Genomic DNA, 23,216 nt, shown 5'->3' on the forward strand with positions numbered 1-23,216 from the left:
TAATAATTAGTTGGCAGATGGAGAACTTAAAAAACTCATGTATCTCTGTACAGGACAAAAAATAATTTTTTCATAAAAAAACCCTCTTAGGTATACTTGAGGATAACAAGGGGTCAAAAAGCTTTAGCAACCAAAGAAAAAGGTTAAAACACCTAGGTGTTCCCAATAAGATTTTCCTTATTTTATCCAACCCATAGCGAAACAAACTTTTAGCTTTTCTACCATGCTTCTTAATGCTAATAGGGACTACATTTGCAGCTATATTACCTAGTTTATACGCCCAACAAAAAGCAATACTTAAGGCAAAGATAAGTTTCTCAATTCTGTCAGTATATGTTAAATGCGTATCTTCCAAGCAAAAGCCTCGCGTTTTTAGACAAGCAAATAAGGTCTCTATTTCCCATCTAGTTTTGTAGATGCTTATAGCTTTTTTTGGATTTTTATTAGTGACCACGAGTAAAAGCTCATCTTTTAGACGGCTTGCAGCTACATAAAAGGAATGGCCGAGCATCTGTAAAGGTTGAGCTAACACTTTTTTTTTACCCTCTTTTAGATGACGAAATACGTCTCTAAGAGAAACTGCATAGCCATTTCTTGCTCCTTCCACTAGAGTGTCTTCCCTAATACGCATATAAAAAGGAATCTCACTTTTTATCAGATAATCAAACCATTGACTCCCTATAAATTCTCTGTCTCCAATAAGACCTGCAATTTTTGATGGGCCTAATTGCCTAATAACTTTTTCTAAAACTTCTATGCGTTCATTAGTAGAGGAATTACCAGCTTTATTCATCACAAACCAGGCCAACGGAATAGCTGTTCCTTCATAGGCCATCGCTAAGGTTAAAATATTAATGTTTTTGCTACCTACCTGCCAATTTGTTCTATCTATAATCAGCCATACTTTCCTTTTAATAGGAAATATTTGTAAAATGATTTTAAAAGCATCCAACATGTCAAATTTTAGTTCTCGGAAAAAGCGCTGTAGCCTTTTATAGTGGGAGTCTAGTTTTGCTTTTCCTTGAAAAGCTGTGGCTAGTTGAGTAAGATTAACGCTTCTAACCCTAAAAAGAGCTAGAACAATTTGGCAAAAGCATGTAAGTCTTGCTCGGTTCCAATCTAAAGTTTGACTTAAAACTTCTCTTAGCTCGTCTATTTCTTTCATCTGTTTTCTCCTCGTAAAAGATAACAGTATAAATTTTTAGACGGGCTTTTTCAATTTTTGTCCTGTACAGAGCTCATGTATTTAAAGAAGTTAGTTTAAGACAAAAATGCAATGAGCAGAAGTGAGGCTATAGAGAGCTTTTAGTCATGAAATCCGGCCTTTTTTGAGTAAAGGGAGACCAGATGGTGGGAGATTATCCCGAAAAGCATTAACTAGAAGAAGTAAAAAATCTCTCCCCACCCATTAGCCGTGTCATCTAACTACCATGTGAGCTTAGGCTGAGATCAAAGCCCGATCAGCCAATTCCTTGTAGAGATTAAGCCAAAAGATGGGCAGAGTCTATCGACAGGAAAAGAGACAAAAGGTGAAGGCTACTATAGTTATGATCGTCTAAAAATCAATTTAGATAACCATGAAGAAAGGATGCGCTGACTTTTATTAAGGCATAACCTGAAAGATACTCACAAGGCAACTTATTATATAGCTTTTAATCCCATAATGTTGCTTTGCAAGACCTAATTAAAGCTGCATGTAATCGGTTAGACAACTAAGGAAGGCTTTAAAGCTTATAAAGAAAAAATTAGGCTGGACCCTTATAAGGTAATTTAGCTTATAGGCTAGTACCACAAACGCCTCTTTAGAATAAAAGCAGCTTTTTAAAGATTTGTTACATTCTAAAAAAATAAAGCATGTGAGCCTTCATAGAAGCCTTAAGTCTATGCTTATAGATACTTAATAAAAAAATTGCCCGCCAGCAACAGGCATTTTTTTAAGAACTATGAAAACTTTTACCAATGAAAAAAGCCGCCAAAAATACGACTTAGATCATTAATGGTCAAATATAGAAACATGCCGATTAGGAGTATAGCAAAAGGTAAAACTAATTTTTCTAACATCTTAGAGCTAATTTTTCTCCCTGTAAGCATTTCCATAAAGGACATTACGATTGTTCCTCCATCTAAGACAGGAACGGGTAAGAGATTTAAGATTCCTAGATTAAGACTAATCGCTCCTATCCAAAATAAAGCGTCTTGCATGCTAATCATCCAGCTATCATGCACCACTTGCACAATACCAATCGGGCCACTCATCCACTTAGGATTAAGCGCTCCGGTAAATAAAGCTTTTAGAGTACGCCAAATCTCATCGAAAACGCTCATAAACATTTGAGTGGGGGCAGGATTATAATTAACTTTGGCATCTTGAGCGGCAGGAAGCCCAAGCATCAATTCTTTTTCTTTAACGGTAAAATGTTGCATAGCACGTGCCCTTAGCTCAGGATCTTCAACAGCTTCTATTTGCTTTTTTTCCTGAAGGGTTTCTGCTGCTAGCCATGCCTGTTTTTCAGGTGATAAGAAAATTTGACTACGAGTTTTAGGTTCGAGAGGATTTAAAAGAACAAATTCACCGACTTGCTGCAAGGGATTTAAAGCAGCTATCCCATCAATAATCTTTTGTAAATCCTGCCAATGCAGCTTTTGATCAAAAGCCTTATCGGCCTCTTGCCAAGAAAGAGGAGTAGGAACTTTAAGCTCTCTTTGCACGATAAGTGTTACTCTTTTTGATTGCAATTGTTTCAATAATTCAGCAGAACTCTTAATAGGAGTATTATGAATAGCAAGAATTTTATCGCCAGGCTGTAAAGCGGCTTCAAGGGATGAAAAAGGAACGGGAGGGAATGCTTCCTCTTCTTTTTCCTTATCAATAAATTTAAGAGAATTTTCTACTACAGCTTGATTAGTTAAATTGTAAGGCAGGACGTAAAGATCTTGTAATTTTAGGTGGTTTAACTCCACCGCATACTGCCAATCGGTTAACTCATCTTTTATATGGGTATCAAACCGCAACTCTTGCACGGGAACGCGGGGCGCTCTAGCTAATAAGCGCTTATCCCCTCTTTGCACAACTAGTAAGACCCGATCATCATTCAGCATGCTACTAAGCTGCATGGAGGAAAAGATCAATTCTCCATCTGCCCACACAATACGATCGCCATATTGAATTCCGCTTCCTTGCAAAGGCGAACCATCAGGTAAAGGATTTTCAGCTCCATTAGGTAGCCTATCGTAAAGGATATAATTGGCGGGTTGTAGAATGCCAGTAGTCAAAATTCCTTTTTCCATAGCCGCAGGATGAGGATAAGTTTTTACAGTAAACTCAAAAGGAGTTTTCACACCTGCGTCGTATGCCACCTTTTTTCCTTGTACCTGGATGGTATGAGCACCCATCATAGCCGCATACAAATGATCTTTAGAGCTTTGAAACTGTTTATTATCGTAAGAACTAAGCTCATCACCAGGGCGCACATTGTGTTTATAAAGTTCAGATTTAGGATCTATCCAGCCAATTTTAGAAGTGTACTCGCTAAAGTTTTTGTACCTTCCTCCACTCACCCAAAGTAGGCAAAAAACCAAAAATGCGAATAAAAGATTAACAAAGGGTCCCATAAAAGCTACTTTAATTCGCTCTATAGGACGTTTGCTAAAAAAGCTGTCAGGCGCCTCGTAAGAAGATTGATCTTTACCAAGATCTTGGCCTGCAATCTTGACATAACCTCCAAAAAGGATCCAACCAATCTGCCATTTAACTCCGTCGCGTATCCAAGAGAATATAGGCTTACCAAATCCGATAGCAAATATTTCTACCCGCATGCCTACTCTGCGGGCCATATAATAATGACCTAGCTCGTGAATAAAAATCAAAAAACTCAGTGCAAGAACAGCAAGTATAATGTACAAAAAGCTAAAGATCATGAGCAATATAACCCTTTAATTTAACAAAAATGAATGATTAAGAAGACAAGAGTATGCCATAAAACAAAAGCTTTAGCAACACTAAAACTGCACGACCAGCCCGGTCAGATCAGAGGAATTAAAAGCTGATTTCTTTATAAATCAGTCTCTTTTAAATTTTTAGGTTTTTATCGTTACTTAAGCTAGCTCTAATTAGAAATTAAGCCCAAAGTAATTTACCATAAAAACGGATAAGTGAAGAATTTAACGTTAGGCTTTTCGTAAAGCCAAAAGAATCTAAGGCACATAATAAAATTTATTTCATCTTTTCTTTTCCTTAAGATAGCGTCGCAACCCTAGATGGCACCCTTTCATATAAAAAACCTATAAGCTTTGTTTTTAAGCTTTTTTAGCTTCTTCTCGCGCTATCTCATCGATAGTAAGCACATCTTCTAAAGTATCTACCTTGGATAAGGGATGAGCGTTCATCAATTTTTCTAATTTATTACTAATATCTTGCCAGCCAATTTCCTTGTTTAGAAAGCGGTTAACTAAAACCTCATTAGCAGCATTCATATAACAAGGTAAGCTACCTCCCTGACGTATGGCCTCAAATGCAAGGCCCAAACAAGGAAATTTTTTGAAATCAGGAGGATAGAATTGAAATTCGTGAATTCTTGTAAAATCAAATCTAGGCAACATTCCTTGATCGCGTTCTGGATAAGTCATGGCATATTGAATGGGAACAATCATGTTAGGCTCTCCCATTTGTGCCATTATTGATCCATCTGTAAATTCGATCATGCTATGTATCAAACTTTGAGGGTGAATGACAACCTCAATTTGCTCCATAGGTACGCTAAACAACCAATGCGCTTCTATCGCTTCTAATCCCTTATTCATCAATGTCGAACAATCAATCGTCACTTTAGGGCCCATATTCCAGGTAGGATGAGCCAATGCTTGCTCAACACTTATTTGAGCTAGCTGCTCGCTAGACCAAGTACGAAAAGGACCTCCTGAAGCAGTGAGAATCATGCGATCAATTTTTTTAGGATCTTCTCCATTCAAGCATTGGAAAAGAGCACTATGCTCACTATCAATAGGAAGTAGATGCACGCCATTCTTTTTAATTAATGACATGATAAGCTCTCCACCCGAAACTAAAGATTCTTTATTAGCTAATCCTACGTTTTTACCTGCTTGGATAGCAGCTACTGTAGGAGCTAATCCTTTCGTCCCCGTCATCGCAGAAATGACCATTTCCGCCTTTCCATGCGTAGCTACTGCTTGCAGACCTTCAAGACCTGCCACCACTTCTACCTCAGGAAGTTTCCTTTTTAGTTCCATCGCCATTTTTTCATCGTAGACACAGATTAACTCTGGATGAAACTCACGAGCTTGCTGCTCTAGCAAATCAACATTAGATTTAGCGGCAAGAGCTACTATTCGAAATTTATCTTTCAAATGCCGGGCTACTTTCAATGTATTTAGACCAATTGAGCCTGTACTGCCCAAAATTGAGAGATTCTTCATGCTATCCTTTGTATTTGAAAGAAAAAGTATAGCTGAAAAATGAATAAAGTCAATGGCAGGCAAGCAAGCCGTAGATACATATCTAGTAGCCGAGTGAACAAAACTTCTTTTCATAAAAGTATTTTTTTCCTATACTACCCCCCATAGCTTCTCAAAATCTATCTCATGAGAAGGGGCACTTATCATTAATTAATAAGGAGAAAGGGAATCACATGCCCACAATTAACCAACTTGTACGGCAACCTCGTACACCTAAAAAAAGACGTAGCAAGTCTCCTGCTTTGCTAAAATGTCCACAAAGACGTGGCGTTTGCTTACAGGTAAAAACTAAAACACCTAAAAAGCCCAATTCAGCTCTTCGTAAAGTAGCATGGGTACGTTTATCAACCGGCCAAGAAGTAATCGCCTATATTGGTGGTGAAGGGCATAATCTGCAAGAACATAGCATTGTACTTGTCCGTGGTGGTCGTGTAAAAGACCTTCCCGGTGTACGTTATCATATCGTACGAGGAACATTAGACTGTGCAGCTGTACAGAATCGCAAAAAATCAAGATCGAAATATGGGGCAAAACGGCCCAAGTAACGCTAGAATATTCTCAATGGATATTTTGGCCCGTGGTTCGCGCTCTATAACTATTAAAAAGAACGCCAATCACGCGCAGGCTTATAGGATAATTTTCCTAAAATCCAGGTGAAGCATTCGATCTTCGATAAAGGCAGAAGCTTTAAAACTGCCAAGTATAAAAAAATACATCAACGAAGAGGAAAAAATGTCAAGAAGACGTAGAGCAGAAAAAAGACACATTGACCCTGAACCACTTTATGGCAGCACTTTGCTTGCTAAGTTTATCAATAGGGTGATGATCGGCGGAAACAAATCTGTAGCTCGCAGAATAGTATATAATGCTTTAGAAAAATTTGCCAAGCGCATCAAAGCAGAAAACCCTTTAGAAGCTTTTGAGCAAGCTTTAGAAAACGCTAAGCCCGCCTTAGAGGTTAAATCCCGGCGTATTGGTGGTGCTACCTATCAAGTACCTATTGAAATTCCTACTAACCGCCGTATCGCAATGGCAATGGGATGGATTATCAATCACTCTCGCGCTAAAACTGGGCGCTCCATGGAAGATGGTCTATCTACTGAGTTAGCTGATTGCTTCCATAATCAAGGTACCACCATTAAAAAGAAAGACGACACCCATAGAATGGCTGAAGCTAACAAAGCTTTTGCTCATTATAAATGGTAACGAAGGAAAGAATTAATTATGGCTAGACCTGAGAAAGAACACATTAAAAATGTACGTAATATTGGTATCATGGCTCACATTGATGCCGGTAAAACTACAACAACAGAAAGAATTCTGTATTATACCGGCCGTACACACCGCATGGGTGAAGTGCACGAAGGCGCGGCTACCATGGACTGGATGGAGCAAGAGCAAGAGCGTGGCATTACGATTACTTCCGCTGCAACCACGGTTTTCTGGAAAGAGTGCAAAATTAATATTATCGATACTCCTGGCCACGTGGATTTCACCATTGAAGTTGAACGTTCCTTGCGAGTTTTAGATGGTTCAGTAGCTGTATTTTGCTCAGTTTCTGGAGTAGAACCTCAGTCTGAAACAGTATGGCGTCAAGCAGACAAATACGGTGTCCCACGCATTGCGTTTGTTAACAAGATGGACCGTATCGGGGCGGACTTTTTCGATGCGATTAAAACCATGCGTGAAAAGCTTCACGCTAATGCGATCCCCGTTCACTGCCCTATCGGCGCAGAGTCGGAATTCAAAGGTATGGTTGATCTAGTCTGCATGAGAGCTTTTTTCTTCCACGATGAAACTTTAGGGGCCGACTGGGAAGAGGCAGACATTCCTGCAGATCTTCTGGAAAAATGCCAGCAATTGCGTTCAGAGTTATTGGATGAACTAGCCACTATAGATGAAAATAATGAAGAATTCATGACAAAAGTTTTGGAAAATCCCGACTCTTTAACAGTGGATGAAATCAATACAGTCATCCGTAAAGGTGTATGTACAAACAAATTTACTCCGGTACTATGCGGTTCAGCTTTCAAAAACAAAGGCGTACAGCACCTGCTTGACGCGGTTGTTAACTGGATGCCATCTCCTCTTGATCGGGGTCAAATTAAAGCCCATGATCTTAAAACCAATGAAGATATCTTTTTGAAACCCGAAGATAATGCGCCTTTTGCTGCCTTAGCTTTTAAGATCATGACAGACCCTTACGTGGGCCGTTTAACTTACATTCGTATTTATAGCGGTACCTTAGTGAAAGGGATGAACTTAATTAACAGTACCAAAGATAGTAAAGAAAGAATCTCCCGTCTTTTAGAAATGCATGCCAACCAGCGTAAAGAGAAAGACGAATTTTATACAGGCGACATTGCAGCTTGTATTGGGTTAAAGAAAGCTAGCACAGGCGACACAATCTGTTCTCCTGAGCACCCTATCTTGCTCGAAAAAATGGAGTTTCCAGAATCTGTAATTTCTATGGCTATTGAGCCGAAATCTAAAGGAGACCGTGAAAAGCTAGCTCAGGCTCTTTCTTCCTTATCCGAAGAGGATCCTACTTTCCGAGTTTACACTAATGAAGAAACGGGTCAAACAATCATTGCAGGTATGGGCGAACTTCACCTTGAGATCTTGCACGATCGTATGAAGCGCGAATTCAATGTAGAAGCTAGCGTCGGTAAACCGCAAGTTTCTTATAAAGAAACAATTACCTCAGCAGCTGCTAGCCAAACTAAATTTGTTAAACAATCCGGCGGCCGTGGTCAATATGCTCACGTCGAGCTAGAAATTGAACCAAACGAGAAAGGCAAGGGTAATGAAATTGTTAGCAAAATTGTAGGGGGATCGATTCCAAGAGAATATATACCTCCCACAATCAAAGGGATTGAAGAAGGCCTTGCTACGGGTGTGCTTGCTGGATACAATCTAGTAGATGTTAAAGTCTCTATTGTGTTTGGTTCCTACCATGATGTCGACTCTAACGAGATGGCCTTTAAAATTTGTGGTTCTATGGCTATTAAGGACGCTGCTAAAAAGGGTAAGCCGATTTTATTAGAGCCTATCATGAAAGTGGATGTGACTACCCCTGAACAATATATGGGCGATGTAATTGGCGATCTTAACCGTCGCCGTGGGCAGATTTTAGGCCAAGAAAACCATAAAGGTGCGGTCCTCATCCATGCTGAGGTTCCTCTTAGCGAAATGTTTGGTTACTCCACCTTGTTGCGCTCGCTATCCTCAGGACGTGCAACCTATGTGATGGAACCTAGCCACTTTGAAAAAGTGCCGGCAAAAATACAAGAAGAAATTATCAAGAAATAAGGTTTATCATCCTATGGCAAAACAACAAGAGAAACAAATAAAGCAAGAAAAGGTGCACAAGCCGGCGCGTCAAAAGATTCGTATTAGGCTTAAAGGATACGACCAACGTATCCTCGACCGTTCTACTGAAGATATTGTAGAAACAGCAAAGCGTACAGGTGCAGCAATAGCTGGTCCTATTCCTCTACCCACACGTATTGTAAAATTTACTGTTTTGCGCTCACCTAACATTGACCGCAAATCGCGTGAGCAATTTGAGATGCGCACGCACAAACGTCTTATTGACATCCTTAACCCCACCGGCAAAACTATCGACGCTCTTAAAACGTTGACCTTGCCAGCGGGCGTGGACATCAAAATTAAAGCGTAATTGTTTTTATGCTGTAGAGCTTAGCTTGGCTTAAGTTCTACAGCTTTTTCTCTCTTTCATAGTCTTTTGCTGATTTAAGCAAAAAAGCCCCCTAGACAGTCCCCATTCTCTAAGCTCATAAGCTTAGATTATTCAAGCAGTATAAACACTCCTCCCTTCTCTACATTCTTTGCCCAATGAATGAAGTTCTTAGCTTAATTTATTTAATCTTAGATAGAGGATTATACTTAAGGAAGCTGCTTAAAAGCGTATAGAGCTTATGAAGAATATCATTTTTTATTTTTAGTAAAAATCTTACTAGCTTTTCTTTCTGCTGCTAGAGCCTAGCAAGGCTTTAACTAGTAATAATTAATAAATAAAGCTGGAGAATCACTCTTTAAGCACTTAGAAATAACTTTCCCCTGAGAGACATATAGGATATAAGATAGCTGATCTACGGCGGAAGAAGAAAGAGAAGTACGCTGGATATAAATATACTCTTGCAGGCCATTAGGCAAACGATTTACCTCATAGGGAGAGCCAAATTGAGCCTCAATAGTTGTTATAGAGGTGCCTGGTACTATTCCCTCAAAACCTGAAGTAGTCATTATAGGGGCCATGCATCCAGTTAAAAAAAGCAACAACAAATTTAGGTAAACTTTTTCCATATTTTCCCCTCTATAATTGTTCGATATTGATCGGAAGAATTATATTCGGCACGCAACAAATAATCCCCATTTTCCTGCCGCTCATAGACTTCAAAGCCTTCAAAGTCATTGCTTAGAGGGTATTCCCAGGCTATAATTTTAGCATCGATTACCCCTTTACCATTTACGCTTCCAATAAGCTCATTTTCCAATCTGACGCTAAAAGAAGCGGGAGCCATTTCAAAAAAGGTCAATTGATTAGACACCTGTTCATCTACCCCATGTATTTCTACAGACTGCTGACAGATGTAACCTATATTTTCCTTCTGCTTATCTACTATCCATTTTGTATAAAAATGTAAGCTTTCGGGAGAAGTGCTAAAAGTTATTTTTCCCTCCCCTATCCAAACTCCTGGATGAAAAATAAAATGATGGGTTTGGTAATGAGTCATTAAAACATGAACCTCCGACTATAGATACTTTGTAAAATTCCTAGGGCCATCATAGTAGATAAAGTAGAAGATCCTCCATACGTAACCAGTACTAAAGGAACACCCGTAATGGGTAAAAAGCCACTCATCATACCAATGTTAACTAAAATGTGCATAGCCAGGTAAACTGTTATCCCTGCTGATAATAATCTACCAAAATGATCTTTAGCCACTACTGATACTTGAAAGCTAAAATAGATTAAAGCATAAAAAAGCATAAGCATAAGAAGCAAGCCTATAAAACCAAATTCTTCCCCAAAAGCCGGAAAAACTGAATCAGTATAAGCAGCAGGAAGCCAGCCACCGCTTGTATATTCGCTCTTCCTAAACCCTACTCCCGTTAGCCCACCTATGCCGATAGCAATAGAAGCACTTTTTTGATGATGAGTATAAGGATTCAGCCGATCAAACTGATAATCTTTTAAAATAAGGCTTGCATAGGGCCTTAATTTTTCATGAGGAAGCACGCCCAAAAAAATTAGAGCGACTATAATTAAAACGATAGAAGCCACAAAGGTCATAGCTTTAATTATCTTGGGATGGATATCTCCAAAATAAAACATGACAAGAGTGATAGGAAAAAGAACTAGAGCCGTCCCTAAATCAGGTTGCTTAAGGATTAGAATAAAAGGAATGCCTACGATAATCATGCTAAAGAAAGCTGTACGAAAAGAATGGGAATCTGTTTTGGTTCTTTCTAAAAACCAGCTTAAAGTGATGACTACGATCAGCTTAGCATATTCCGACGGTTGAAAGCTAATATTAATAAATGGAAGGCGATACCAGCGATTGACACGCGCAATTGAATCTGTAAAAAATAAGCCAACTAAAGATAAGATCACTAGGACATATAAAATCCATGCCAGCTCGCGCAATTTGTTGTAATCAAAACCTGCAAAAAAAATAAAAACAAACCCTCCTATCATGAACCATTGAATTTGCTGTCTAACCATAGGTGTAATAAGCCTTTCCTCTGTGATCTCTGCAGATCCTTCAAGAGAGTAAGCCGAGATGACAAGAAGGCTCATTACCATTAATCCTAATATTACAGGAATAATGCGAAAATCTATACGAGAAAGGTATTGGTAGTTCCACATAAATTTTATCTTAAGATAGGATATCAGCTATTCTATACGAGTGAGTCCTTTATATGAAAATCAATTGTCTTTATTTTAATACTTTAGATTCTACAAACAGTTGGTCTAAAAAGAATTACAAAAATTTTGATCCTACCTGCATAACTCTTGTTTTTGCTGATCACCAAACGATGGGTCGAGGACAATACCAGCGCCGCTGGCTCTCCCCTGCAGGTCAAAATATTTATGCTACCTTCACATTTTTTGTAGATAGCAGACAAACGTTTGTAGCTAATATTCCACAAGTTTTAGCTTTAGCTGCCCTGAAAACACTAAAAGAGTTGCACCTTCAGCCCTGTTTGAAGTGGCCTAACGATATTTTAATAAACAAAAAAAAAATCGCTGGAATACTTTGTGAAACTATTACAGATAACTACCAGAGCGTTATCGTGACGGGGATTGGCATGAATGTTAATATGCCTTTAGAAATCACTAGCCAAATTGGTCAGCCAGCGACTTCGTTATTCATAGAAACAGAGCAGACTTTTAAAACCTCTCAGATCTTAGGCCTACTAAAAAATAATTTTATGCCATTGCTCCATCTTTTTCTTGAAAAAGGGTTTCAGCCCTTGTTAGAAGATTTTAAACAAGGCATCCTCCATCAGCCAGGAGACGTTATTCGTATAAACAAACACGAGGGCACATTTGAAGAGATTGATGAGCAGGGAGCTCTAGTGCTACGATTGCCAAACGGTCGCATCCAAAAATTCTACGCCGGGGAACTTTTACTTCCTTGATAGAAATTGACTTAATTAATTTCTTAAGTGCTGCACTTAGCAAACTGTCATACCTTTTCTATGCACAAGATAAAAGTAAGTCAGCATTTTTTGTAGGATAAAGACGGAGGTTTTTACCACCCAATTGGTTAGGAAAAGAAAATTAGCATTTTCAAAGGTTTTAAAGGCATCACCACTTCTTTTATTCCACAACCTTACCCGCAGAAATCATGTTCTTTTTATTAAGGCAGTAGAAGCTTCTCCGCAAATCTTTATCTATCTCCCTAGACAAAATTAAAGATTAAGTATCTATTTCCACATTATCTTGCCTGTTTTGTTTTTTCAACTATATAATCAATTTAAAAAACGACAAATAGGCATAAAATTTAAAGAGACTATCCATGAATTCTAGCCATCCTATCACTATTGAGCACTTACCCAATGAAATACTCGCCCCTATTATAATGGCTTATGCTAGTCCCTCCCTATTCAGGGTTTGTACAAGATGGTCTCATCTGCTAGCTAAGGAAATCATGCCCTCTCTTTATAAGCAAATAAGCAAAATGCATGTTCCTCAAGGGAATGTTAACGAGCGAACTCTTTTTTTAGATAAAATTTATAAGCTAGAGGCTAACCTTCCTGAAGTAACAAAAATAAATAAAATTTTTAGACGCATCTTTATTTTAGCTGAGTCTTTTTCTCCATCAGAATTTAAAGAAAAACCTCTACAGAAAAGATATCTTACCCTCGCTAATTACTCTTCTTATCTTGTAAACATTAATCGCTTATTAATGTGGAAAGAAATTCCTGGTGGAAAGGAATCCTTAGGCCAAAAGAATATTCAACATTTATCTTTAGCAAAAAAAGGAAAGCTTTTTAAAGCATGGGTTGAAAGGTATGGTAAAGATATTACCAGCTTAAAGCTAACAGGAATAGGATTGACCTTTTTACCTCAAGAAATAAGACTACTCTCTCGACTACAAGAACTTTGTTTAAACGACAATCAGATTATCACATTTCCAGCAGAGATCCCGCAGCTGCCTCAATTACAAAAGCTTTACTTAAGTCACAATCACATCACTTTTCTTCCTGGCGAAATAAAACAACTCTCTCATCTACAAGAGCTTGTATTGGTTAATAACCAGCTTATTTTTTGCCCTACCGAGATAGGACAGCTATCTCAGCTACAACATCTTGACTTAAGGAACAACCAACTGTCTTTTCTTCCTGCCGAGATAGGTCAGTTAGCTCAGCTGCAAGAGTTCTACCTAAGTAACAACCAGCTCTTCTCTCTTCCTGACGAGATAGGACAGCTTCTTCAGCTGAAAGTCCTTAACTTAAGCGGCAACCAGCTTACCTCTCTTCCGGCCGCCCTCAAAGGCCTTTCTCGACTCCAAAGTTTATACTTAAACAACAATCAACTTTCTTTCCTACCTCCAGAAATAAGGCAACTATCTGCTCTAAAAAAGCTGCAAGTGAAAGGAAACCCGCTGCAAAGCCTTTCAACTGAAATAAAGCAACGTTTTAGGTTGTAGTTGAAAAATTCTCTGGTTGTATCCTTAAATTTTTTAAGGGAAGGAATTGATATATTCATAAGCTTTTACTCGATGATATACTTTTTTCTTGTTGACTAATTTTTAATAAAATATTGTTATACCTTATCAATTCATTAAAAATAATTTTTCGTCTATGTTTTCCCAACCGCTTCCCTTTATAAAAGAATATTTAAATCAACTTGAAGTTGCTCTCAAGCAAGAAAATCCTCATAATAATTTATCCAAAATTCAATGGTGTTGGCTAGCCTTTTGTTTGATGGGAATATTAGTTACTAATTCAATCTGTTGGGCAAAATTTGAAAGGGCTGGTCTTAAAAGCTATAAAAAGATGGCTTTATCGGCCATGTTTAGACGTGCTAAGATTGCTTGGAATAGGCTGCTAATTTGTAGTGTTCGCGCGGTCCTGCATAAACATGGCATCACAGAAGGGGTTCTTGTTATCGATGATAAAGATCACAGTCGATCAAAAAATGCTGAGAAGTTGCATCATTTACATAAAATCCGTGATAAAAAAACTAGTGGTTATTTTTGTGGTCAAAATATAGTATTTCTTCAGCTAGTGACTAAAAAATTTTGCATCCCCGTCTCCTTTGCCTTTTATTCTCCCGATCCCGTACTCACAAGATGGCAACAGGAAGTGAGGAAGCTAAAAAAGCTGGGGATTTCTAAAAAAGACCGTCCAAAAGAGCCTAAAAGGTCGATAGAATATCCAAAAAAGTATACACTAGCTTTACAATTACTTAAGAATTTTGCCTGTGAATTTCCTGCTTTTAAGGTCACTTGTGTACTGGCTGATGCTCTTTACGGCAACAGCTTGTTTGTAGATGGAGTAGAAGGTATCTGGCCTGGAGTGCAAATCATTACTCAACTTAGAAAGAATCAAAAAGTCATGCGAGGTAAAAAGTCTCTCTCATGCCAAGAATTCTTTGAAGCCTACAAAGGCTGGAATCAGGAAATTTTCATTCGCGGTGATAAAAAAAATGTGGTGCAAGCCGGGGGAGCAAGGTTATATGTTCCTTCTCATCATAAAAAACGCTTGGTAATAGCCCTTAAATATGAGGGCGAAAATGAGTATCGCTATCTTATGGCTGCAAATCTTTCCTGGAATATGAAAGATGTAATGCAAGGATATACTTTGAGATGGTTAGTAGAGGTTTTTATTGAAGATTGGAGTAGTCATTGTGGGTTTTGCAGTTTGGCCAAACAGTGCGGCGTTGAGGGATCAGAGCGACCTTTGATTCTAAGCCTGCTGTTTGACCACTGCTTTCTTTTTCATTTGTCTCAAACAAATTTCATTAAGAACAAACTCCCTTTAGCAACCTTGGGGAGCCTAGTAGAGAAGTCTAGAGTGGATGCTTTGTGTCAGGTGGTAAGAGAAATTGTTGAGAATGAAAATTCAAGAGAACTCTTCAGTAATTTCGAAAAGACGCTAGATGAAATCTTTGTTTTAAGGCCTTCTCGTAAACATTTAAATGCAGTACAAGAAAATGTAACCTTTGAGTCATCAAGAAAAGTTGCCTAACTGTCAAGAATAAAAAAGTATATCATCGAGTTTTAAGAATATAAATAATTTTCCGAACCATCAAGAATTATATATATATCTAAATTATGTTTTTCACCTAAAAGAGAACAAAGAACTTTAGCAACTTTTTATATTCCTCTATTTTTAGACTTAAAGGCTAAAAATTTATTGCTAAGATTTTCTTGCTTATTTTGCTTTTTTTACTATATCTTTCTGAGAAAAAATGATAAATTTATGCATAAAACTTATAAACAGGCCCTGTAATGAATCCCAGCTCTTCTGTTACTATCGACCATTTACCTAATGAGATACTAACCCCCATTTTAGAGCATAGCACCTCGCCTGCCTTATTTAGCGTTTGTACAAGATGGAGACACCTGTTAGCTACTGAAGTCATGCCCTCGCTTTATAAGCAAATAGGTAAAATGCATTTTCCTCAAGGAAATGTTAGTGAACAGGCTTTTATTTTAGACAAAATTTATAAGCTAGAAGATAGACCTTCAGAAATAGAAAAAGTCAACGCAATTTTCAAGCAAACCTTTAATCTAGCTAGCTCTCTTGCTCCTATGAAGCTAGAATTTAAATGGAAAAGTGAAGAAACAAGGTTTTTTACTCTGGCTAATTATTCTTCTTATCTTATAAATATTAATCGTCTATTGATATGGAAAAAACTTTCTGGTGGAGAGGAGTACTTAGAGCAAGAGAAAATCAAGTATTTGCCTTTAACGAAAAAAGGAGAGCTGTTTGAGCAGTGGATTGAAGGGTATGGCAGAGATATTAAAAGCTTAGATTTACGAGGACTTGGCTTGACCTTTTTACCTATGGAGATAGGACAGCTTTCGCAGCTGCAAGAGCTTTACTTAAACTACAACCACTTGATCACCCTTCCCGCAGAAATAGGACAGCTTTCGCAGCTGCAAGAGCTTTACTTAGGCAATAACCAGCTCACCTCCCTTCCTGCAGAGATAGGGCAGCTTTTACAGCTAAGAAGACTTTACTTAAACGACAACCACTTCACCACTCTTCCAGTAGGGATAGAGCAGCTTTTGCAGCTGCGCGTTCTTAGCTTGATCGGTAACCACCTCACCACCCTTCCTGCAGGGATAGAGCAACTCACTCAGCTGCAAAAGCTTTACTTAAACTACAATCAGCTTACTACCCTTCCGCCAGAGATAAAGCTGCTGTCGCAGCTGCAAAGTCTTAAATTAAGCCACAACAATTTCAACTCTCTTCCTACACAACTAGGGCAGCTCTCTAATCTGCAAGAGCTTTTCTTAAGCGGCAACCAGCTTACCTCTCTTCTTGCTGAGATAGGGCATCTATCTCAAATGCAAAAGCTTGATTTATCCGATAACCAGCTTACTTCTCTTCCTGCAGAGATAGGGCAGCTGACTAAGCTTAAAATGCTAAATTTAGACCACAACGAGCTTACTTCTCTTCCTGCAGAGATAGGGCAGCTGGCTTGGCTTGAAATGCTTAACTTAGACTACAACCAGCTAGCTATGCTTCCTGCCGAGATAGGATATCTCTCTCACCTGCAAAAGCTTGATTTATCCGATAACCGGCTCACTATTCTTCCTGAAGAGATAGAGCAGCTAACTGAACAACTGCTAGATCTGAGGCTAGATGGAAATCCGCTGGAAAGTATTCCTAGAGAACTAAAAAAGCGCTTTAGGCGGTAGCTGAAAAAGTCTGCATCCTTTTTTTCGCTTAATGTGCAATTAAAACAGATTAGCATTCTCAAAACGTTGTAAAGCTATAGAAAACCTTTATTGTACGCTAGTAAACATTACTACAAGCATTTAATTTTTCTTTTTTTAAGTGAAAATAATAAGGAAATGATCGAGACTTAGTCCAGGTCGGCCTAAATAGCCTTTAGCCCGTTATCCCTTTCATTTCCGGGATAACATTAATTTCTGGATGCACTTTAGCACGAATAATTTGTTGAATGTAAGATAAAGTCGTGCCTATAGAAGAGTAACACGAAGTACAGGAACCATGGTAAGCAATAATCAGCTCTTTATCTTCCAGCAAATTTAGAACGCTGACCCCACCCGCGTCTAAAGCAATATAAGGACGAATATCTTGATCTAGCACTTCTTCAATAACCGCTAACTTTTTCTTTAAAGATAATTCTTTCCAACCAGGATAACCTCCTGGAATTACATTATCCATACCTACAGGCACAGGTGTAGTCAGATAAGACTCGGCAAGGGGTATATCTATGCATTGCTCGGCACACTTTTCAATGGCTTCCAGCACTAGATTTAAGTGAGAATAAGTTTCATGAGGAAAAGCAGCCTCATCCGCACGATCGCGCACTTGCCTATCAATAAGATCTGCATTCATGCGCTGAGCTTGAAGATAATTTTTCCCTACTAGCAGCTCACAAGCTATTTCTGATGCGCCAATCAAGGCTGTATGGCCAAACACTTGGAATTTTGCATCTACAATCACTCCATCGTCTTTATCTACCAGCCAATAAAAAGAGACTATATTTCCCTCTTCTAAGCTACCGGCAGAGCCTTCTATAAAAAGCATTTCCCTTTCGGCAGCATCTTCCTTTAGGAATATTCCTCCGCAATAAGGGTGATCAATTTTATTGATTAATTTTTTGCTATAACGTGTCCAAGTAAACGGATGGACAAATTGCAAAATTCCCATATTTATCTCTTCAATGATTAAAGTAAAGGTGTGAAGAAAGTTTGCGCAGCTTCAATACACACTCTTTAATAATTTCAGCTGCATGCATAACCTCATCTTCGGAATTATCTTTACAGAAACTAAAACTTAGTGTGAAAGAAGCTAATGTTTCGTCCATAGCAGAAGCCATAAGGATTAATTTTAGTTGCTGGAAATTTCCTCCTCCCATGCTAGCATAAACGCCTTTTCTATTTAAGGCAAATAGAAGGGCTTCACTATTGATACCCGCAAAAGCAATTGCGCTAATATGAGGAAGCCTGTTTTGATCTTGAAAAAATACCTGGGTATGAGGAATGGAGGAAGTAATCTGCGTTTCAAAAAGATCTCTCAATCTGGCCACCTCCGTACACATCAAATCTTGGGCTTCTAAAACTTCACAAGAAGCTTCACCTAGCCCTACTAAAGCCGGTACATTTAAAGTCCCTGCTCGCCTCCCGCCTTGATCCATTCCCCCTACAATAAAGCTGCTACACTTGATTCCCTCTTTAATGTACAATCCGCCTGTGCCTTTAGGAGCATGCAAATGATCTCCATTGAAAGTCAAAAAAGCTGGGTTAATATCCTCCAATTGAAAAAAAAGCTTACCCAAGACATGAGTAGCGTCGATATGTAATAAGACACCTTTTTCTTGGCATACTGCAGAGATTTCTGCTACCGGATTAATCACGCCGGTAAGCCCATTAGCCCATGCAAGAGAAACAAGAGCCGTACGAGGTGTAATGGCATCAGCCACTGCAGCCGGGGAAATGTAGCCCAAAAGATTTGCTTTCAATATTTTCCCTACGCAGGTCCAATCTTCTAAGCGATTGATCAGCATGGTAGCAGGAGCCTCTTCAATATTTGAAGTGATAAATTGATTTTTCCCTGTTAGACGGGTAACATCATGATAAACGGAGTAAAAGACATGGTTTACTGCTTCAGCACCGGATGAAGTGAATACAAAAGCGTCTGTTTTTTTTATATTTAGCAGCTTATAAATATAGTTAAGGCTTTCTTCGATTGCTGGAAGAAGTTCTTGTCCCAGATGATGAGGAGCTAGTGGAGCTCCCCACTGTCTGTAAAAGAAAGGGAGCATTTTACTAACCGTTTTTTCTGAAGGACGGGTAGTCGTGCTATTATCAAAGTAGATGGAAGGCATATTATTGTTGAATAAAGTGGGGGTCTTGATAATCGTAAATGATAGGTGTGCCAGTAGTTAATTCAAGCTGTACAACTTCTTCTTTGGATAAATGACTTAGGAACATAATGATCGCTCTAAGGGAGTTGCCATGGGCAGCGATAAAAATATTCATTCCATTTTTCAAGGCAGGTAATACGTAATTTTTGAAATAGGGAACAGCACGAGCACTTGTCATTTCCAAACTCTCTCCCCCGGGTGGGGCCACCTCAAAACTGCGACGCCAAATTTGAACTTGCTCTTTTCCATATTTTTTTACGGTCTCTGTTTTATTTAGGCCTTGCAACTCTCCATACATTCTTTCATTAAGTTGCCATGCACAATAGACAGGCACTATTTTTTTCCTCGTTTCCTCACTATGAATTTGAAACCATTCCTCTAAATGCTCCTGAGAGCTAGGTTGGATGGCAGGCACCCTGCCGGAGGAGTGTTGGAGCATGGCAAGCATCGCGGTTTGCTGGGCTCGCATCAAGGAAGAGACAAAAATAGCGTCGATAGGCAGCTGGCTAATAAGCTTTCCACCTTCTACTGCTTCTTGCATTCCTCTTGAAGATAAAGGAACATTTACCCACCCTGTAAATAAATTCAGTTCATTCCAACATGATTGCCCATGGCGCATTAAAATTAGCTTACTCACTTTTAAGTAACCTACATTCATTATAATTTTTCATCATAGCTACTCATCAAGCAAGTATCAAGGAAATTATGACTCCTTAAAAGGCTAGCCATGATCGATCGTTTGAACTTGCAAACTAAGCTAGCGTGGGTGAGCTTTTCTACAGAGATATAAGGGTTGTAATTTTAATAAAAATTGTTTAAAGTTATCTCTTAAAACCAATTAATTAGGCTTTTTAATGGAAAAAACAAAAAACAGGCTGAGCAAATTCTTGGCTGCTGCTGGAGTAGCTTCCCGTAGAGGCTGCGAAGAAATTATTTTTGCTGGTCGGGTAAAAGTGAATGGTGATATCTGCATCATCCCGCAAACCATGGTGGGCGCTAAAGATAGCATTACCGTAGATGATGAAAAAATAAAGCAAGCCGAAGCAAAAGTTTACTATCTTTTAAATAAGCCCACGGGATACGAATGCACAAATGCCAGGCATCGTGATACCAAAATTGTTGTAGATCTCTTTGAGAATGTAGAACAAAGGTTATTTACGGTCGGTCGTCTAGATAAAGAAACAGCAGGGCTGCTTTTAGTGACCAATGATGGGCATTTTGCTAATCAAGTCATTCATCCCTCCCAAAATATTCAAAAAGAATATTTAGTAAAAACTGACCAAGACATTACCGATGAGCATCTAAAAGCTATTGCCAGCGGCACCCTTATTGAAGGTTCTTTTGTCAAGCCTGTCCGTGTTATAAAAGTTCGTAAAGGGACTTTAAAGGTAATCATTATGGAAGGTAAAAAACGCGAAGTGCGTCATTTGTTAGAAGCAGTGGGTTTAAAAGTTTACTCCTTAACGCGTATTCGCCTGGGTGGTTTGATCTTAGGACAATTGCCTGTAGGCAGCTGGCGCCCTTTAACCGATCGAGAAAAAAAATTAATATTTGAGACTCATTAATGAAAGCAAATAGGATACCTGCTCATCAGCTAGAAGAAATTATGCCTATCCTTTTAGGCGCCTGGCGGCGCATGCATAAGGAAGCCGGCCCTGCTGACAAATTGCAAACACGCGAATTTCGTCGCGTGGTGGAAGGGGTAAAAAATTTACAAGTAGGCCTTGAAACAGGTCATCAACTCATAGGTAGAGATTACTTTATAGATAAAGATTTATTGGGCTCCTATCTGCTTTATCATTGGGTAGTTAATTATCAACAAGGATTATCTATTCTAGCCGAGATTCCTCTTAAACCTAAACGTGTGTTAGACATATGTAGTGGGCCAGGAGCTTTTTCTCTAGCAGCCATTAAGCATGGGGCCTCAGAAGTGACGGCTTTGGACTATAATCAAGCTGCTCTACAACTGGGCGCTGAAGTATGTGGAAGATCAGGCTATGCTTTAAGCATTCGCTCCTGGAATTGCCTTACGACCCCCCTTCCTTTGGAAGGAAAATTTGATTTAATTATTGTAGCTCATTGTTTAAAAGAACTTTTTCCTATCAATAGTGTTCACTGGCAGACTAAGCAAAATGAATTTTTGTCCATGCTACTTAATCGACTCACCCCTTCAGGCTATTTAGTAGTTGTCGATTCTTCTCATCCCGAAGCTAACCAGAGGATTTTGCAGATACGCGATTGCATGGTAAGAAAGAAGGTACCTGTACAAGCCCCTTGTGTGTGGAAAGGAGAATGTCCAGCCCTCCAAGCTAAAAACAATCCCTGCTATGCCCAGCGAGAATTTTATAAGCCTTATATTATCAAAGAAATCCAACGTGCTGCCCAAATCAATCTGGGCTCTTTAAAAATGTCTTATATAATTTTTCGCAGCCCTCAAGCTGAATGGCCTATTTTAGAGGAGAAAAAATATTACCGCGTTATTAGCCCCCCGGTTGAATCTTTTCATGGTACACGTTTTTATTTGTGTGGGATAGATGGCAAAAAACATTTAGGTTCCCGCTTGCAGGTGCTTCCTTCCGAATCTAAAGCATTTGAATATTTAAGGCGTGGTGAGCTAATTTCTATTGAAAAGGCTCATGAAAATCAAAATGCTATGGATATTATTGAAAATACACAAGTAAAAGTGGCAGCGGCATGCGGCAAGCCTATCCCTGAAATTATTAATGAATAGGCAATCATTTGAATGGATAAAGAAAAAAACGTTTCTACTAGAGAGCTACAAGCCGCTATAAAAATTTTAGAAAGCTTTTCTTATCGTAAAGAAACATCTTCTTCTACTTCTATCCTAAAAAAAACCCTGACGTTTGCTAAGAAGCTTTTTTCTAATAGTTCGATAAATGTAGAAGAGAAAAAAAATCTCCAACAAGCTCTGGCACTAATTAAAAACAGCTTTTCTTTAATCCAATCTTTAGCCCAGGGCACTTTTCAGCAAAAACAAATAGCATCTTCTGCTTACACAGCTATCGATCGTTTTAATGCATTAGGTAACCCTCTAAAAAAACGTCCCCTCCCCTGGCGTCGATGGATGGACACACTTCTGATCAAAATTCCTAAAAGAGAAAAAAGAAAAGAAAAAATAAGTGTAAGCAAAGAAGTTTCCCGCAAGTTTTATAGCCAAGAAGATGAAAAGATTAAACTACCCCTCCCACCATTTTCTCAAGGCGAGCTTTTGCCTACTACCCAAGAAATCGACGCTTTTCGTATGAAAGCTATTACTTTACTTAAGCATCATGAAGTGCGCTTTACCTCTTTAACTGAACAATTAAATATTATTCGTGAAATGCCAATTGTCATCAAGGAACAGACCCCTTTATCTAAAGCGATTGCTGAATCTGTGGTAGCCCTTGAGCAAACGATATCTTCCTTTCCTGGAGAAACTATTGAGCTTAAAGGTACTTTCAAACGTTCTTTAAAAAGCAAAGGTCCCAGCATTCCTATACCTGAAAGCTTTCATATTACCACTCAATCACAGCAAACAGGATACCCTCACCCTTCTCAACACCATGGTTGGGTCTTATCCCCCTTCTTATTACCCAAAGATCATGCTTTAAAAGACAAAATGCAAGAAATTGCTAACGAACTAAAACCAACGGGTCGTTTTAATCTGCAAGCCAAAGCTTTTCTAAAAGCTAAGCAAGAGTGCTTTAATCAACATGTAGCTGAGTTTTTATCCCTTCACCTGCAGTTAAATGAATGCATGTTGAAAATCATAGGGATAAATGAAAAGACGATTTTAAATTCTTTTTATAAGCATCTTTTCCAACACAATAATCCTTATCATTACCTTAGCTACCTTCATCAAATCATTATCCATCAATACCTCGAAAAGAGAAAAGATTCTTTGAAAGCAGCCCTGTATACTCCGACAGAGTTAGAATACATCTATCAAATCGGCAATTTCTATGAAATTAGCGTGGAAAAACATCTAAACTTGCTAGAAGAACTTGCATTAAAGCAACTGCACGATTTCTTGATAGAGATAGAAAAGGAAAAAGTTTTGTCTCCTTCTGCTATGTATCACTGGCTCAAAGAAATGCTTTTAAATGATATTAATTTTTTCAGCAGTAACTGCTAG

The 23,216-nt window shown here is 38.7% G+C and carries 20 protein-coding genes; 11 read left to right on the forward strand and 9 right to left on the reverse strand.

The window, feature by feature from the left end:
- Positions 1-70: 70 nt before the first annotated feature.
- The 3 genes from TY21_RS05875 to TY21_RS05885 all read right to left on the reverse strand — a co-directional run bounded on the left by TY21_RS05875 (position 71) and on the right by TY21_RS05885 (position 5,433).
- A complete protein-coding gene (locus tag TY21_RS05875; protein ID WP_130589580.1) occupies positions 71-1,165 on the reverse strand; it encodes an IS4 family transposase in 1,095 nt (364 codons plus the stop codon).
- A gap of 788 nt (positions 1,166-1,953) precedes the next feature.
- Positions 1,954-3,918 (reverse strand): site-2 protease family protein, encoded by a 1,965-nt coding sequence (locus tag TY21_RS05880; RefSeq protein WP_042236538.1) that lies wholly within the window; start codon positions 3,916-3,918, stop codon positions 1,954-1,956.
- 378 nt (positions 3,919-4,296) lie between these two features.
- The gene (locus TY21_RS05885; protein ID WP_042236542.1) at positions 4,297-5,433 is read right to left on the reverse strand and encodes a 1-deoxy-D-xylulose-5-phosphate reductoisomerase; all 1,137 of its coding nucleotides are present in this window, start codon (positions 5,431-5,433) and stop codon (positions 4,297-4,299) included.
- A gap of 212 nt (positions 5,434-5,645) precedes the next feature.
- Between TY21_RS05885 and rpsL the strand changes: the two genes are divergently transcribed.
- From rpsL to rpsJ, 4 genes are all read left to right on the forward strand, one after another.
- The gene (gene rpsL / locus TY21_RS05890) at positions 5,646-6,017 is read left to right on the forward strand and encodes a 30S ribosomal protein S12 (protein ID WP_039383654.1); all 372 of its coding nucleotides are present in this window, start codon (positions 5,646-5,648) and stop codon (positions 6,015-6,017) included.
- 187 nt (positions 6,018-6,204) lie between these two features.
- Positions 6,205-6,678, forward strand: a complete 474-nt coding sequence (gene rpsG / locus TY21_RS05895; protein WP_039383652.1) for a 30S ribosomal protein S7 — start codon at positions 6,205-6,207, stop codon at positions 6,676-6,678.
- Between the two features lie 18 nt (positions 6,679-6,696).
- Positions 6,697-8,784: an elongation factor G gene (gene fusA, locus TY21_RS05900; protein WP_039383650.1), complete on the forward strand. Its 2,088-nt coding sequence runs from the start codon at positions 6,697-6,699 to the stop codon at positions 8,782-8,784.
- Between the two features lie 13 nt (positions 8,785-8,797).
- Positions 8,798-9,154, forward strand: coding sequence for a 30S ribosomal protein S10 (rpsJ, locus tag TY21_RS05905; protein ID WP_042236533.1), 357 nt, complete (start codon positions 8,798-8,800; stop codon positions 9,152-9,154).
- A 338-nt stretch (positions 9,155-9,492) separates the two neighbouring features.
- On the opposite strand, the gene TY21_RS05910 is transcribed toward rpsJ, so the two are convergent.
- Genes TY21_RS05910 through TY21_RS05920 form a run of 3 tightly spaced genes read right to left on the reverse strand, consistent with a single transcriptional unit; the run spans position 9,493 to position 11,368 of the window.
- Positions 9,493-9,753: a hypothetical protein gene (locus tag TY21_RS05910; RefSeq protein WP_130589581.1), complete on the reverse strand. Its 261-nt coding sequence runs from the start codon at positions 9,751-9,753 to the stop codon at positions 9,493-9,495.
- A gap of 29 nt (positions 9,754-9,782) precedes the next feature.
- The gene (locus TY21_RS05915; RefSeq protein ID WP_042236524.1) at positions 9,783-10,232 is read right to left on the reverse strand and encodes a hypothetical protein; all 450 of its coding nucleotides are present in this window, start codon (positions 10,230-10,232) and stop codon (positions 9,783-9,785) included.
- Entirely contained in the window at positions 10,232-11,368 is a 1,137-nt protein-coding gene (locus TY21_RS05920) for an FtsW/RodA/SpoVE family cell cycle protein (RefSeq protein ID WP_042236521.1), read from the reverse strand. The genes TY21_RS05915 and TY21_RS05920 overlap by 1 nt, the downstream gene beginning before the upstream one ends.
- A gap of 53 nt (positions 11,369-11,421) precedes the next feature.
- Between TY21_RS05920 and TY21_RS05925 the strand changes: the two genes are divergently transcribed.
- The 4 genes from TY21_RS05925 (at position 11,422) to TY21_RS05940 (ending at position 16,883) form a co-directional block, all read left to right on the forward strand.
- A complete protein-coding gene (locus TY21_RS05925) occupies positions 11,422-12,144 on the forward strand; it encodes a biotin--[acetyl-CoA-carboxylase] ligase (protein ID WP_042236518.1) in 723 nt (240 codons plus the stop codon).
- A gap of 380 nt (positions 12,145-12,524) precedes the next feature.
- A complete protein-coding gene (locus tag TY21_RS05930) occupies positions 12,525-13,658 on the forward strand; it encodes a leucine-rich repeat domain-containing protein (RefSeq protein ID WP_052354262.1) in 1,134 nt (377 codons plus the stop codon).
- Between the two features lie 154 nt (positions 13,659-13,812).
- A complete protein-coding gene (locus TY21_RS05935) occupies positions 13,813-15,201 on the forward strand; it encodes a transposase (RefSeq protein ID WP_130589582.1) in 1,389 nt (462 codons plus the stop codon).
- Positions 15,202-15,464: 263 nt separating this feature from the next.
- Positions 15,465-16,883 (forward strand): leucine-rich repeat domain-containing protein, encoded by a 1,419-nt coding sequence (locus tag TY21_RS05940; protein WP_052354498.1) that lies wholly within the window; start codon positions 15,465-15,467, stop codon positions 16,881-16,883.
- Positions 16,884-17,076: 193 nt separating this feature from the next.
- Here the strand turns inward: TY21_RS05940 and TY21_RS05945 are convergent, their stop codons facing one another.
- Genes TY21_RS05945 through TY21_RS05955 form a run of 3 tightly spaced genes read right to left on the reverse strand, consistent with a single transcriptional unit; the run spans position 17,077 to position 19,718 of the window.
- Positions 17,077-17,865: a NifU family protein gene (locus TY21_RS05945; protein WP_042240484.1), complete on the reverse strand. Its 789-nt coding sequence runs from the start codon at positions 17,863-17,865 to the stop codon at positions 17,077-17,079.
- A gap of 10 nt (positions 17,866-17,875) precedes the next feature.
- The gene (locus tag TY21_RS05950) at positions 17,876-19,042 is read right to left on the reverse strand and encodes a cysteine desulfurase family protein (RefSeq protein ID WP_042240487.1); all 1,167 of its coding nucleotides are present in this window, start codon (positions 19,040-19,042) and stop codon (positions 17,876-17,878) included.
- A 1-nt stretch (position 19,043) separates the two neighbouring features.
- A complete protein-coding gene (locus TY21_RS05955; RefSeq protein WP_042240490.1) occupies positions 19,044-19,718 on the reverse strand; it encodes a 2,3-bisphosphoglycerate-dependent phosphoglycerate mutase in 675 nt (224 codons plus the stop codon).
- A gap of 217 nt (positions 19,719-19,935) precedes the next feature.
- Here TY21_RS05955 and TY21_RS05960 point away from each other — a divergent pair, with 217 nt between their 5' ends.
- Genes TY21_RS05960 through TY21_RS05970 form a run of 3 tightly spaced genes read left to right on the forward strand, consistent with a single transcriptional unit; the run spans position 19,936 to position 23,216 of the window.
- Positions 19,936-20,646 carry a pseudouridine synthase gene (locus TY21_RS05960; protein ID WP_042240493.1) on the forward strand — a complete coding sequence of 237 codons (711 nt, stop codon included), beginning with the start codon at positions 19,936-19,938 and terminating at the stop codon, positions 20,644-20,646.
- The gene (locus TY21_RS05965; RefSeq protein ID WP_042240497.1) at positions 20,646-21,812 is read left to right on the forward strand and encodes a small ribosomal subunit Rsm22 family protein; all 1,167 of its coding nucleotides are present in this window, start codon (positions 20,646-20,648) and stop codon (positions 21,810-21,812) included. Before TY21_RS05960 ends, TY21_RS05965 begins: the two co-directional genes overlap by 1 nt.
- 12 nt (positions 21,813-21,824) lie before the next feature.
- Positions 21,825-23,216 (forward strand): hypothetical protein, encoded by a 1,392-nt coding sequence (locus tag TY21_RS05970; RefSeq protein ID WP_042240500.1) that lies wholly within the window; start codon positions 21,825-21,827, stop codon positions 23,214-23,216.

The organism is Neochlamydia sp. S13, assembly GCF_000648235.2.
GTDB lineage: Bacteria > Chlamydiota > Chlamydiia > Chlamydiales > Parachlamydiaceae > Neochlamydia.

What these genes read in the sequence shown, in the direction of transcription:
- TY21_RS05960 (WP_042240493.1), top strand. Translation starts at nt 19,936, where the DNA reads ATGGAAAAAACAAAAAACAGGCTGAGCAAATTCTTGGCTGCTGCTGGA.
- TY21_RS05885 (WP_042236542.1), bottom strand. Translation starts at nt 5,433, where the DNA reads ATGAAGAATCTCTCAATTTTGGGCAGTACAGGCTCAATTGGTCTAAAT.
- TY21_RS05880 (WP_042236538.1), bottom strand. Translation starts at nt 3,918, where the DNA reads ATGATCTTTAGCTTTTTGTACATTATACTTGCTGTTCTTGCACTGAGT.
- TY21_RS05940 (WP_052354498.1), top strand. Translation starts at nt 15,465, where the DNA reads ATGAATCCCAGCTCTTCTGTTACTATCGACCATTTACCTAATGAGATA.
- TY21_RS05945 (WP_042240484.1), bottom strand. Translation starts at nt 17,865, where the DNA reads ATGGGAATTTTGCAATTTGTCCATCCGTTTACTTGGACACGTTATAGC.
- TY21_RS05950 (WP_042240487.1), bottom strand. Translation starts at nt 19,042, where the DNA reads ATGCCTTCCATCTACTTTGATAATAGCACGACTACCCGTCCTTCAGAA.
- TY21_RS05935 (WP_130589582.1), top strand. Translation starts at nt 13,813, where the DNA reads ATGTTTTCCCAACCGCTTCCCTTTATAAAAGAATATTTAAATCAACTT.
- TY21_RS05875 (WP_130589580.1), bottom strand. Translation starts at nt 1,165, where the DNA reads ATGAAAGAAATAGACGAGCTAAGAGAAGTTTTAAGTCAAACTTTAGAT.
- TY21_RS05920 (WP_042236521.1), bottom strand. Translation starts at nt 11,368, where the DNA reads ATGTGGAACTACCAATACCTTTCTCGTATAGATTTTCGCATTATTCCT.
- TY21_RS05925 (WP_042236518.1), top strand. Translation starts at nt 11,422, where the DNA reads ATGAAAATCAATTGTCTTTATTTTAATACTTTAGATTCTACAAACAGT.
- TY21_RS05970 (WP_042240500.1), top strand. Translation starts at nt 21,825, where the DNA reads ATGGATAAAGAAAAAAACGTTTCTACTAGAGAGCTACAAGCCGCTATA.
- TY21_RS05910 (WP_130589581.1), bottom strand. Translation starts at nt 9,753, where the DNA reads ATGGCCCCTATAATGACTACTTCAGGTTTTGAGGGAATAGTACCAGGC.
- rpsG (WP_039383652.1), top strand. Translation starts at nt 6,205, where the DNA reads ATGTCAAGAAGACGTAGAGCAGAAAAAAGACACATTGACCCTGAACCA.
- TY21_RS05915 (WP_042236524.1), bottom strand. Translation starts at nt 10,232, where the DNA reads ATGACTCATTACCAAACCCATCATTTTATTTTTCATCCAGGAGTTTGG.
- TY21_RS05930 (WP_052354262.1), top strand. Translation starts at nt 12,525, where the DNA reads ATGAATTCTAGCCATCCTATCACTATTGAGCACTTACCCAATGAAATA.
- rpsL (WP_039383654.1), top strand. Translation starts at nt 5,646, where the DNA reads ATGCCCACAATTAACCAACTTGTACGGCAACCTCGTACACCTAAAAAA.
- rpsJ (WP_042236533.1), top strand. Translation starts at nt 8,798, where the DNA reads ATGGCAAAACAACAAGAGAAACAAATAAAGCAAGAAAAGGTGCACAAG.
- fusA (WP_039383650.1), top strand. Translation starts at nt 6,697, where the DNA reads ATGGCTAGACCTGAGAAAGAACACATTAAAAATGTACGTAATATTGGT.
- TY21_RS05965 (WP_042240497.1), top strand. Translation starts at nt 20,646, where the DNA reads ATGAAAGCAAATAGGATACCTGCTCATCAGCTAGAAGAAATTATGCCT.